The organism is Chelatococcus caeni (assembly GCF_014196925.1).
Lineage (GTDB): Bacteria > Pseudomonadota > Alphaproteobacteria > Rhizobiales > Beijerinckiaceae > Chelatococcus_A > Chelatococcus_A caeni.
In genome coordinates, this window is record NZ_JACIEN010000004.1 from 181,634 (window position 1) to 193,014 (window position 11,381).

Sequence of the window (11,381 nt, forward strand, 5' to 3'; positions counted from 1 at the left end):
CATGCATATCCTCGTCGTCAATCCCAACACCACCGCCTCGATGACCGAGACGATCGCGGCGGCCGCGCGCGCCGCCGCCGGTCCGTCGACCGTCATCGAGGCCGTGACCTCCGCCATGGGCCCCGCCTCCATCGAGGGCTATTACGACGAGGCGCTGGCGGTGCCGGGCCTCCTCGCCGAGATCGCGCGGGGCGAGCGGGCGGGCGCCGCGGCGGCGGTCATCGCCTGTTTCGACGACACCGGCCTCGATGCTGCCCGCGCCATGGCCGCCATCCCCGTGATCGGCATCTGCGAGGCCGCGCTGAGCCTCGCCTCCTTCCTCGCCCGGCGCTTCAGCGTGGTGACGATGTCGGAGCGTTCGCTCGTGCCGATCACCGAGCTCGTCCGCCGCTACGGCATGGAGCCGCGCGCCAGCGTGCGGGCGCTCGGCGTGCCCGTGCTGGACCTTGAAGACCCGTCATCCGACGCCGTTGCCGCGCTGCGCGACGAGATCACCCGCGCCCTCAAGGAGGACCATGCCGAAGCGATCGTGCTCGGCTGCGCCGGCATGGCGGACCTTGCCGCCGCGCTGCAAGGCGAGTTCGGCATTCCCGTCGTCGATGGCGTCGGGGCGGCGGTCAAGCAGGCCGAAGCGCTCGTGACGCTCGGCTTGTCCACCGGCAAGCGCGGGGCCTATGCTCGGCCTGCCGCGAAGCCCTACACCGGCCTCCTCGCCGGCTTCGGGATCGAGGACACGGCCGTCGCCTGATGCCGCAAACACCGACGATACGCCTGCTGACGCTCGCCGAGGTCGAGACGCTGGTCGACTGGGCGGCGGGCGAAGGCTGGAACCCCGGCCTCGCCGATGCCGCCGCCTTCCATGCCGCGGATACGGGCGGCTTCCTCGGCGCCTTCATGGATGGCGAGATGGTCGCCGGCATCTCGGCCGTCGCCTACGGGGAGACGTTCGGCTTCATCGGGCTCTACATCTGCCGGCCGGATCGGCGCGGCAGGGGCCACGGGAAGGCCGTGTGGGATGCCGGCATGGCGCGGCTCGCCGGCCGCACCATCGGTCTCGACGGCGTGCCCGCACAGCAGGCCAACTACCGCAGCATGGGCTTCGTCCCGGCCTATCGCACCATCCGCTACAGCGGGCGCTTCGCGGCGGCGGTCGCCCCGTCCGGCGCGGTCCGGCCGGTGACGCCCGATCTCGTCGAGGCCGTGGCCGCCTTCGATGGCGCCTTCTTCCCGGCACCGCGCCGGGCCTTCCTGGAGCAATGGCTGCGCCCGCCGCATGCCGCCCTCGTGGCGATGGGCCAGGACGGTATCGCCGGCTACGGCGTCGCCCGGCCCTGCCGCGAGGGCTTCAAGATCGGCCCGCTCTTCGCGCGGAACGGCGGGACCGCGGGATTGCTGCTCTCGGCGCTCGCCGGCGTCTGCGGCGGCCCCATCCATATCGACGTTCCGGAGACAGCCGGGAGCTTCCCGGTCTTCCTCGCCGCGGCGGGGCTGTCGCCGGGCTTCGAGACCGCGCGCATGTACCGCGGCGCGGCGCCGGCGGTCGACCTTGGCGGCGTCTTCGGCATCACGACGCTGGAGCTGGGCTGAGCGTCCGCCCCGCGCCCTCACCAATCCCTCGTCCCGATGACCTCGAGCGCCCTCTCGGCGAAGCGGCCCGCCAGCGGCCCGAGCCTTGCCGCATCGGCCGATGCGGCATTGCCTGCCCGTGCCCGGTCGGCGATGCCGACGAAGATGACCGCGAAGCGGAAGAGCGCGAAGGCGACATGGAACCGCGCGAGCGGAGCGGTCGGCACCGCATGGGCCTGATAATGGGCGACGAACTCCCGCCGTGTGGGGATGCCGAGCCCGGAATGGTCGAGGCCGAGAATGCCGCCGTATTCGTCCGGCGCCGTGTGCCACGGCATGCAGCAGAAGCCAAGATCGGCAAGGGGATGGCCGAGGGTCGACAGTTCCCAGTCGAGAATGCCGATGACGCGCGGCTCCTCAGGGTGGAAGAGCAGGTTGCCGAGGCGGAAATCCCCGTGCGCGATCGCGACCATCCCGTCATCCGCGGGCAGGTTCTCCCTGAGCCAGGCTTCGACGCGGGCGAGGGCGGGAACGGGATCGCCCGGCGAGGCGTGGAGCTGCTTCGACCAGCGCGCGATCTGCCGCTCGAAATAGCTGCCGGGCCGGCCGAAGTCGGCAAGGCCGACATCCTGCGGGCGGACAGCATGCAGCTTCGCCAGCGCCTCGGCCATGCCGAGATAGATGCCGCGCCTTTCTGCGGGTGCGAGTTCCGGCAGCGAGCAATCGTGGAAGACGCGGCCTTCGAGCCGCTCCATCAGGTAGAAGGGCGTGCCGAGGAGGCCTGCATCGGCATGGTAGAGGATCGGTCGCGGCACCGGCACGTCGGTCGCCGTGAGGACGTTGAGCACGCGGTATTCCCTGTCGATCGCATGCGCCCCGCGCAGGATTTCCCCGTTCGGCTGCTTGCGCAGGACCATGCGGCGATCGCCGAAATCGACGAAATAGGTGGGGTTCGACTGCCCGCCGCCGATCCTGCTCCAGCTGAAGTGATCGGCGCTCCCGCCGAAGCGCTGCGCAAGAAAGCGCCTGAGGGCGGCGGGATCGAAATCGGTATCGGGCGTGCGGGCCGGAACCGTCGTTGTCATCGCCAGGGCTCCGCTCGGTGATCAGGCGGTGCCGGCGGCCGCCGCCTCGGAGCGGAGCCGGAACTTCTGGATCTTGCCCGTCGCCGTCTTCGGGACTTCGCCGAAGACGAAGCGCTTCGGCACCTTGAAGCCTGCGAGCCGCTCCCGGCAGAAGGCCGTGAGCTCTTCGGCCGTCGCCGTGCCTGTACCCTTGAGCTCGATGAAGGCGCAGGGCACCTCGCCCCACTTGGGATCGGGGCCGCCACCACGGCGGCGATAAGGACGGCCGGGTGCTGGTGCAGCACGTTCTCCACCTCGAGGCTCGAGATATTCTCGCCGCCCGAGATGATGACGTCCTTGGCGCGGTCCCTGATCTCGATGCGGCCATCGCCGTGCACGACCGCAAGGTCGCCCGTGTGGAAGACGTCGCTCGCAAAGGCGCTCGCGGTCGCCGCCTCGTCGCGGTAATAGCCGGCCATCAGCGTGTTGCCGGCGAGCACGATCTCGCCCGTCGTCGTGCCGTCGCGGGCGACATCCCCTCCCTCACCGTCCACGACGCGCACCCTGCTGCCGGTGACGTGCCGAAAGCCCTGCCGCGCCAGGAGCTGCGCCTTCGCCTCCACAGCGAGGTCCGCCGCCTCGTCGAGCTCGCACAAGGTGGCGGGCCCGTAGGATTCCGTCAGTCCGTAGAGATGGATCAGGTCGAAGCCGAGCGCCTCCATCTGCGCGATGAGCGCGCTCGTCGGCGCCGCGCCGCCCGTTGCGACCCGCACCATGCGGGAGACGTCCTTCTTCTCCCGGTCCGGATGGTTCAGCAGCATGTAGAGCACCACCGGCGCGCAGCTGAGATGCGTGACGCCGTGCTGCTCGATGGCCGCGAAGATGAGGGCCGGATCGACGCGATCGAGGCAGACGTGGAGGCCACCCGCCGCCGTTACGGCCCAGGTGTGGCACCAGCCGTTGCAGTGGAACATCGGCAGGGTCCAGAGATAGACGCTGCGCTGGTCGAGCCCGAGCGCCAGCACGTTGCCGAGGGCGTTGAGATAGGCTCCGCGGTGGTGATAGACGACGCCCTTCGGCCGCCCCGTCGTACCCGAGGTGTAGTTGAGGCAGATCGGCTGCCACTCGCCCTTCACGAAGCGCCGGTAATCGATGTCGTCGGACACCTCGCCCTCGCCGAAAAGGTCGAGGGCATCAGGACCCGCAGGCTCCCCGTCGGCGTCGAGGACGACGAGAGGCACGCGCGCCTCCGTCGCCGCCGTCTGTGCCACGCCCAGGCAGAAAGGGTCCGCGATCAGCAGGCGCGACTGCGCGTGTTCGAGGATATAGCCGACGGTGTCCGGCTCGAGCCGCGTGTTGATGGTGTTGAGCACGGCGCCGATCATCGGCACGGCGTAGTGCGCGGCGAGCATCTCCGGCCGGTTCGGGGCGATGATGGAGACCACGTCGCCGGGTTCGATGCCGCGGCCGAGGAGAAAGGCCGCGAAGCGCGTGACCATTCGGCCGAAGGCGCGATAGGTCAGGGTCCGCTCCCGCCAGACCGCGGCCGGGCGCTCGGGATGGGCCTCGACCGTGCGGTCGAGCAGGTCGAGCGGCGTCAGGGGAACGTGGTTCGCCGGCCGTGGCGCGAGATGGGCATCAAGACGCATGGATTGCTGTCCTCCCTCCGTTCATTTTTCTGGCGGAGGCCTCTTGGATGGGCCCCTTGCTGCCTGATCGTCTCGGGCGTTCACCCTCACATCGGCGGGGCTGCGACGTCCCAGCGCCAGAAGCCCGTTCCCTCCTCGTTCAGGAACCGGTTCAGAACCATCTTGTGGACCTCGTCGGCGCCGTCGACCAGCCGCGCCTGCCGGGCGTAGCGATAGATCCACTCCAGCACCGTATCCTTGGAATAGCCGCGCGCGCCGTTGATCTGGATGGCGACGTCGGCAGCCTCGTGGAGGAGGTTCGCCACGTGGATCTTGGCCATCGAGACTTCCTTGCGGGCGAAGCCGCCGCGGTCGAGCTCCCATGCTGCGCGCATGACGAGGAGCCGGCCGATCTCGATGCGCATGGCGAGCCCGCCGAGCATGAGCTGGATGCTCTCCCGGTCCGCCAGCCGCTGGCCGAAGCCGTGGCGCTCGCCGGCATAGGCCCGCGCGATCTCGACCGAGCGCTTGGCGAGGCCGAGCCAGCGCATGCAATGGGTGAGGCGCGCGGGGCCGAGCCGCACCTGCGTCACCTTCATGCCCCGCCCCTCGCCGAGGAGAATGTCACTCGCCGGAATCTCGAGGCCGTCGAACACGAGCTCGCAATGCCCGCCGTGCTCCTCCGGCCCCATGATGGGAATGCGGCGCTCGATGCGCCATCCCGGCTGGTCCTTGTGGAAGAGGAAGGCGGTGAGGCCGTGACGGGGATCGTCGGACGTGCGCGCGACGAGAATGAAATGGCTCGCCTCCCCGGCCCCGGTGATGAACCATTTGCGGCCGGTGACGACATAGGTGTCGCCGCGTTTTTCGGCGCGCGTGAGCATCATCGACGGGTCGGAGCCGCCGCCCGGATGGGGCTCGGTCATGGCGAAGGCGGAGCGGACCTTGCCCGCGGCGACCGGGGCGAGCCACCGCTCCTGCTGCTGCGGCGTTCCCACCGCCTCCAGCAGCATCATGTTGCCGTCATCCGGAGCCGCCGCGTTGAAGACGACGGGGCCGAAGATGGAGCGGTTCATCTCCTCGTAGCAGACCGCCATGCCGACCTTGCCGAGCCCGGCGCCCCCCGTCTCCTCCTTGAGCTGCAGGCACCAGAGCCCGGCCGCCCTCGCCTTTTCGCGCAGGGGCCCGAGCAGATCGAGCGTGATGTTGCCATGCTCGTCGAAGGACCGAGGGTCGGCCTCCAGCGGCAGGATCTCGCGCGCCACGAAATCGGCGATGCGCGCGCGGTAGTCCTCGATCCTCGGGGAGATTTCGAAGTTCATGCCAGCCCCACGACGCTGAAACCAGATCGCTGCCGCCGGCTTCCGGGCAGAGCAGCGGGCTCCACCACGGTATTGGAGGCCTGTGCCGGGGCCAATCGGGATTTTGCGAAGGTGGGCGGGCGATCGTGCAGCGCCCGCTTGCGCTCAGCCGCGCTTGCGGACGAATTCGGTGCGCAGGACGAGGCCCTTGATGCCGTCGTAGCGGCAGTCGATCTCCTCGACATTGTCGGTGAGGCGGATCGACTTGATGACCGTGCCCTGCTTCAGCGTCTGGTTGGCGCCCTTGACCTTGAGGTCCTTGATGAGGGTCACCGAGTCGCCGTCGGCCAGGATGTTGCCGGCGGCATCGCGCACCGCGGCCGCGTCGGCAGCCGCCGCGGCCATCTCCGCCGCCGGGCGCCATTCACCGGTCGTCTCGTCGTAGACATATTCGTCGTTGTCGTCGGCCACGCCTGCCTCGCTTTCAAGATCGTTCCCATCTGCCGGTCCGGTGCGGGCTGCGACGGACAATCGACATGGATGGCTTGGTGGCACGCTTATATCACATGCTGACACTGTGCAATGTTCCGCCCGTCACGGGCGATTGCCGGGCGCTCCGGGCGGCCGCTATGCTCGCGCCGTCTGCGGGAGGGTCGAGGCATGATCGGTATAGTGAGTGTGTTCCTGGGCGTCTTCCTGGCTCAGGTCTCGCCGGGGCCGAACATGATGGCGGTTGCCTCCGCCTCTCTCGGCACGAGCCGCCGGGCGGGCCTTGCGACGGCGGCGGGGGTTGCGACGGGGGTCTTCGTCTGGGCGATCCTGTTCGCCTTCGGGGTCGGCGCCCTGCTGCAGGCCTTCCCCGAGACCGTCACCGCGATGAAGTTCATCGGCGGCGGCTATCTCCTCTTCCTTGGCGTGAAGGCGCTGCGCAGTGCCTTCCGGCCGGCGGCAGGGATGCCGGCCGTGGGCCGCGGCGCCCTTCGCGTGCGTGCCGCCTATCGGCTGGGGCTCGCCGTGGTGATGACGAACCCGAAGGCCGCCCTGATGTGGGTGGCGATCGCCATGTTCCTGGCCTCGACCGCCTCTCTGCGGCGCATTTCCTCCTCATCGGGGCCGGAGCATCGGCATCGGCCATGCTGGTCTACGGAACCTATGCGGTGCTGTTCTCGACCGGGGTTGCGGTGCGCGCGTACCAGCGGTTCTTCAGGGCCATCGAAGGGGCCTTCGGCGCCGTGTTCGGCGCGGTCGGGGCGCATCTTCTCGCCGACGGGGTCAGGGAATTGCGGGCCTGAGCACGCGCGCGTGCCCCGCCGGGCAGTGGTCATCGCCGGCTGGCCTGTGCTAGATGTGTGCGACAGGGAGGAGCGCGGAGCCGCGCTCGAAAAGGGCTGCGACAGGCGGCGACTTGCAGAAAACCTGGCTCACATGGGCCCGCCTCGGGGTGCTCGTCGTTCTTGCATGTGCCGCCGCCGTCTGGGGCGGCACGGCGGCAACGCGCATCTACCTCACCGAGACGGCCGCGCGCGGGCAGACCACGCTGCGCCTCGCGGTCGCCGCCCTCCACGGCCACATGCGCCGCTACGAGCCGCTGCCCTCGCTCATCGCCGACCATGACGACATCCGCGAGCTGGCGCGCCGGCCGGAGGATCCCGGCCTCAGGGCCGCGGCCAACCGCTATCTCAAGGAAATCAACGGGCTGCTCGAATCGTCCGACATCTATGTCATGGCCCCGGACGGCGTCACCATCGCAGCCAGCAACCACGACGAGCCGCTGAGCTTCGTCGGCGAGAACTTCAGCTACCGGCCCTATTTCCAGGATGCGATGAAGGGCGAGCGCGGCCGCTTCTTCGCGCTCGGCACCACCTCGCTCAAGCGCGGCTACTATTATTCCGCCCCCATCCGCGACGGGGAGGCGATCCGCGGGGTCGTCGTCTTCAAGGTCGACGTCGACGTCATCGAATTGTCCTGGCGCGGCAGCGACCACGTCATCATCGTCACTGATCCCGAGGGCATCATCTTCCTGACCGGTCGCGACGAGTGGCGCTATGCCGGGCTCGAGCCGCTGACACCGGAGCGGCTGGCGCGCACCAACGCTTCGCGCCGCTATGCCGATGCCCGGCTCTATCCGCTGCCCATCGAGAGCCGCGGCAGCGAGGCCGGCCACGCCTTGATGACGATCGGCGAGGCCAATGGCGAACCGCGCGAATATCTCGTCCTGACCGAGCCGATGCCGGAGGCCGGCTGGACGGTGAAGGTGCTGCTCGACACGGCCTCGGCCAGGGCCCAGGCCTTCACCGCGCTCGTCGCCATCTTCCTGTGCCTCGCCCTTGCCGGCATGGTCGCGGCGGTCGTCCTGCAGCGGCGGGCGCGCATGGCCGAGCGCATGGCCCTGCAGCAGGAGGCCCGCGAGACGCTGGAGCGGCGGGTCGCCGAGCGCACGCGCGACCTCGCCGCGGTCAACAGCCGGCTCGAGACGGAGGTGGCCGAGCGCCGCGCCACGGAGCAGCGGCTGCGCCAGACGCAGGACGACCTCATCCAGGCCGGCAAGCTCGCAGCCCTCGGCCAGATGTCGGCGGCGCTGTCGCACGAGTTCAACCAGCCGCTCGCGGCGCTGCGCACCTATGCCGACAACACGGCCGTGCTCATCGACCATGAGCGCATCGCGGATGCACGCGAGAATGTCACGCGCATCGCCGCCCTTACGGACCGGCTCGCCACCATCAGCCGCCACCTGCGCAATTTCGCCCGCAAGCCCAACCAGAAGCTGGGCCCCGTCGACGTACACGAGGTGGTGCGCGACACGCTCGAGATCGTGGCGTGGCGGCTCAAGGCCGCTCAGGCCGAGCTCGTGATCGACCTTGGCGAAGGCCCGCTCATGGTGCGCGGCGGTGCCGTGCGCCTGCAGCAGGTGCTGGTCAATCTCATCACCAATGCCGCCGATGCCGTGGAGGGCCGGCCAGAGCGCACCATCACGCTCCGCGCCGAGCGGCAGGGCGGACACGTGCTCATCAGCGTGAGCGACCCGGGCCCCGGCGTGCCGGACGCCATCGCCGGGCGCATCTTCGATCCCTTCTTCACGACCAAGGGCGTCGGCAAGGGCCTCGGCCTCGGCCTGTCGATCTCCTACAACATCATCCAGGATTTCGGCGGCAATCTCCTCGTCGCCAACGCGCCGGGGGGCGGCGCGGTCTTCACCATCGAGCTCGAGGCGACGGATCTCAGCGCGCCCCGGGAGGCGGCCGAATGAGCGGGCCGCAGATCCTGCTCGCCGACGACGAGGACGACCTGCGCATCGCCTCGGTCCAGGGGCTGGAACTCGCCGGCTTTGCCGTGCGCGGCTTCGCCAGCGCCGAGGAGGTGCTGAGCCGCGTCGGCTACGACTTCGACGGCCTCGTGATGACGGACATCCGCATGCCCGGCATGGACGGCATGTCGCTGATGAACCGCATCCACGAGATCGACCCGGACATTCCCGTCGTCCTGCTCACCGGCCATGCGGACGTGCAGCTCGCGGTCCGCGCCATGCGCGAAGGCGCCTACGACTTCGTCGAGAAGCCCTTCACGGTGCAGAACCTCGGCGACATCGCCCGCCGGGCGCTCGACCGGCGCACCCTCGTCCTCGAGAACCGCCGCCTCAGGGCGCTGGCGGGCAAGCGGGACGACATCGAGACGCGCCTGCCCGGACGCAGCGCGCTGATGGTCGACCTGCGCTACCGGCTGCGCGCCATCGCCGCGACCGACGCCGACGTGCTGATCGTCGGCGACACGGGGACGGGCAAGGAGGTCGCCGCCCGCGCCCTGCACGACATCAGCGCCCGCGCGGGACGGCCGGTCGTCGCCATCAACTGCGCCGCGATGCCGGCGGCGCTGATGGAGAGCGAGCTTTTCGGCCACGAGGCGGGCGCCTTCCCCGGCGCCTTGCGGCCGCGCTACGGCAAGTTCGAGCACGCGCGCGGCGGCACCATCCTGCTCGACGAGATCGGCTCCATGCCGCTGGAGCTGCAGGCCAAGCTGCTGCGCGTCATCCAGGAGCGGGTCATCACCCGCCTCGGCTCCAACGAGCCGGTGCCGCTCGACGTGCGCTTCATCGCCCTCAGCAAGTCCGACCTCGACAAGGAAGTGGCGGCGGGGCGCTTCCGCGCCGACCTCTATTACTGCCTCAACGTCGTCAGCCTGCGCATGCCCGCCCTCGCCGCCCGGCCGGAGGACATACCGCTGCTGTTCCTGCAGCTCGTGGCCGAGGCCCGGGCGCGCTACAGGCGCGACGACATCGAGGTGCCGGCCCATGTCATCGCCGCCGTCAGCCAGCGGGCCTGGCCCGGAAACGTGCGCGAATTGCGCAACGCGGCCGACCGCTTCGTCCTCGGTCTCGGCGTCGCCGACGAGGAGGGCGCCGATGATGACCCGGGCGAACCGGCGAGCCTCGCCAGCCGGGTGGCGGATTACGAGAAGCGCCTCATCGCCTCGGCGCTCGCGGCGAGCGGCGGCGCGCTCAAGCCCGTCTACGAGGGCTTCGGCATCTCGCGCAAGACGCTCTACGAGAAGATGCAGAAATACGGCCTCACCCGCCAGGCCGCCGTCGGCCAGGATTGACCGGGCAGTCGGGGGCGCTCGGGTGGAATTCCACCCACGAGTGCCGGCGAAATGTTACGATTTCCACCCATTGCCGTTGCCTTGACGCAAAAAGATGCATTTGCCGCCCATGAATGATTGTCTCGCAGGCACGGCTGCGTGTTGATGCGATCGGAGCCGAAGTGTGGATGGGAACCCGCACCGGCAACCCGCATTCGCAAGGGAGGAAACGATGCGCAAGATCACGCTTGCGGCGCTCGGCGCCGCCGCGCTTTTCCTGGCCGCTCCGGCCGTCGCGCAGGACAAGACCGGCTGGCCGCAGAGCCTGACCATCGGCACCGCCAGCCAGGGCGGCACCTACTTCATCTACGGCAACGGCCTCGCGAACTTCATCAGCGAGAAGCTGGGCGTCAACGCCTCGGCCGAGGTGACCGGCGGCCCGGTGCAGAACGCCACGCTCGTGCAGACCGGCGACCACCAGATCGGCCTCGTCACCATGGGCCCGGCCTATGAGGCCTGGACCGGCAAGAGCGAGCTCGCCCCGGGCGTCGAGCACACGGACCTGCGCGCCCTCTTCCCCATGTACCAGACGCCGTTCCAGGTCGTGGCCCTGAAGTCGTCGGGCATCAAGGACGTCAAGGATCTCGCCGGCAAGCGCGTGGCCGTGGGCCCCGCCGGCGGTACCGCCGCCACCTATTGGCCGCGCTTCTTCGAGGTCCTCGAGGTCAAGCCGGTCGTCAGCTATGCCGGCGCCAACGACGCCACCAGCCAGGTCAAGGACGGGCTGATCGACGCCTTCGCCTTCGCGGCCGGCGTGCCGATCTCGGCCTTCGCCCAGATCGCCGCCGAGAACCCGGTCAACATCTTCTCCTTCACCAAGGAGCAGCAGAAGGCCGTCCTCGACAAGATGCCGGAGCTCGCCGAGTTCCAGATCCCCGGCGGCCTCTACCAGGGCTTCCCCGATCCGCAGGACACGGTGAGCCTGTGGAACTTCGCCGTGGCCCACAAGGACATGCCCGAGAGCCTGGCCTATGAGATCGTGAAGCTCGTGATGGAGAACAACGATCGCATGAAGCAGATCCACTCGACGGCGTCCGAGACCGTGCCCGGCCACGTCGACCGCAACAGCTTCCTGCCCTACCACCCGGGCGCCGTGCGCTACTTCGAGGAAAAGGGCATCCAGATCCCGGACAACCTCAAGGGCTGAGCCCTGGCGGCGCGGGGCGGCACGCTCCTCCCCGCGCCACGTC

The 11,381-nt window shown here is 69.6% G+C and carries 10 protein-coding genes and 2 pseudogenes; 7 read left to right on the forward strand and 5 right to left on the reverse strand.

The features are described 5' to 3' along the window. The first annotated feature begins 1 nt into the window (after window position 1). The gene (locus GGR16_RS16945; RefSeq protein WP_183317362.1) at window positions 2-748 is read left to right on the forward strand and encodes an aspartate/glutamate racemase family protein; all 747 of its coding nucleotides are present in this window, start codon (window positions 2-4) and stop codon (window positions 746-748) included. Beyond that, complete coding sequence (locus tag GGR16_RS16950; RefSeq protein ID WP_183317363.1) at window positions 748-1,587, forward strand: GNAT family N-acetyltransferase; 840 nt, start codon at window positions 748-750, stop codon at window positions 1,585-1,587. The genes GGR16_RS16945 and GGR16_RS16950 overlap by 1 nt, the downstream gene beginning before the upstream one ends. Window positions 1,588-1,604: 17 nt before the next feature. On the opposite strand, the gene GGR16_RS16955 is transcribed toward GGR16_RS16950, so the two are convergent. From GGR16_RS16955 to GGR16_RS16970, 5 genes and pseudogenes are all read right to left on the reverse strand, one after another. Then, entirely contained in the window at window positions 1,605-2,651 is a 1,047-nt protein-coding gene (locus GGR16_RS16955; RefSeq protein ID WP_183317364.1) for a phosphotransferase family protein, read from the reverse strand. 21 nt (window positions 2,652-2,672) lie between these two features. Further along, window positions 2,673-2,867: an AMP-binding enzyme gene (locus tag GGR16_RS26595; RefSeq protein WP_425486580.1), complete on the reverse strand. Its 195-nt coding sequence runs from the start codon at window positions 2,865-2,867 to the stop codon at window positions 2,673-2,675. Window positions 2,868-3,154: 287 nt separating this feature from the next. Beyond that, window positions 3,155-4,279, reverse strand: a pseudogene (locus tag GGR16_RS16960) (AMP-binding protein); the annotation flags it as partial. 86 nt (window positions 4,280-4,365) lie between these two features. Next, window positions 4,366-5,580 carry an acyl-CoA dehydrogenase family protein gene (locus GGR16_RS16965; RefSeq protein WP_183317365.1) on the reverse strand — a complete coding sequence of 405 codons (1,215 nt, stop codon included), beginning with the start codon at window positions 5,578-5,580 and terminating at the stop codon, window positions 4,366-4,368. Window positions 5,581-5,724: 144 nt separating this feature from the next. Next, entirely contained in the window at window positions 5,725-6,030 is a 306-nt protein-coding gene (locus tag GGR16_RS16970) for a zinc ribbon domain-containing protein YjdM (RefSeq protein ID WP_053194201.1), read from the reverse strand. Between the two features lie 255 nt (window positions 6,031-6,285). Between GGR16_RS16970 and GGR16_RS26600 the strand changes: the two are divergent. The 5 genes and pseudogenes from GGR16_RS26600 to GGR16_RS16995 form a co-directional block, all read left to right on the forward strand. Beyond that, window positions 6,286-6,576: pseudogene (locus GGR16_RS26600) on the forward strand (LysE family translocator); the annotation flags it as partial. Window positions 6,577-6,692: 116 nt separating this feature from the next. Further along, a complete protein-coding gene (locus tag GGR16_RS16980) occupies window positions 6,693-6,851 on the forward strand; it encodes a hypothetical protein (RefSeq protein ID WP_183317543.1) in 159 nt (52 codons plus the stop codon). Between the two features lie 53 nt (window positions 6,852-6,904). Next, window positions 6,905-8,806 carry an ATP-binding protein gene (locus tag GGR16_RS16985; protein ID WP_425486579.1) on the forward strand — a complete coding sequence of 634 codons (1,902 nt, stop codon included), beginning with the start codon at window positions 6,905-6,907 and terminating at the stop codon, window positions 8,804-8,806. Beyond that, the gene (locus GGR16_RS16990; protein WP_183317366.1) at window positions 8,803-10,152 is read left to right on the forward strand and encodes a sigma-54-dependent transcriptional regulator; all 1,350 of its coding nucleotides are present in this window, start codon (window positions 8,803-8,805) and stop codon (window positions 10,150-10,152) included. Before GGR16_RS16985 ends, GGR16_RS16990 begins: the two co-directional genes overlap by 4 nt. A 211-nt stretch (window positions 10,153-10,363) precedes the next feature. Beyond that, on the forward strand, window positions 10,364-11,338 hold the full coding sequence (locus GGR16_RS16995) for a TAXI family TRAP transporter solute-binding subunit (RefSeq protein WP_183317367.1): 975 nt from the start codon (window positions 10,364-10,366) through the stop codon (window positions 11,336-11,338). The last annotated feature ends 43 nt before the right edge of the window (window positions 11,339-11,381 follow it).

Excerpts from the sequence above, each read along its gene's own strand:
- GGR16_RS16980 (WP_183317543.1), top strand. The coding sequence starts at position 6,693 with ATGCTGGTCTACGGAACCTATGCGGTGCTGTTCTCGACCGGGGTTGCG.
- GGR16_RS16950 (WP_183317363.1), top strand. The coding sequence starts at position 748 with ATGCCGCAAACACCGACGATACGCCTGCTGACGCTCGCCGAGGTCGAG.
- GGR16_RS16985 (WP_425486579.1), top strand. The coding sequence starts at position 6,905 with ATGTGTGCGACAGGGAGGAGCGCGGAGCCGCGCTCGAAAAGGGCTGCG.
- GGR16_RS16990 (WP_183317366.1), top strand. The coding sequence starts at position 8,803 with ATGAGCGGGCCGCAGATCCTGCTCGCCGACGACGAGGACGACCTGCGC.
- GGR16_RS16995 (WP_183317367.1), top strand. The coding sequence starts at position 10,364 with ATGCGCAAGATCACGCTTGCGGCGCTCGGCGCCGCCGCGCTTTTCCTG.
- GGR16_RS16965 (WP_183317365.1), bottom strand. The coding sequence starts at position 5,580 with ATGAACTTCGAAATCTCCCCGAGGATCGAGGACTACCGCGCGCGCATC.
- GGR16_RS16955 (WP_183317364.1), bottom strand. The coding sequence starts at position 2,651 with ATGACAACGACGGTTCCGGCCCGCACGCCCGATACCGATTTCGATCCC.
- GGR16_RS16945 (WP_183317362.1), top strand. The coding sequence starts at position 2 with ATGCATATCCTCGTCGTCAATCCCAACACCACCGCCTCGATGACCGAG.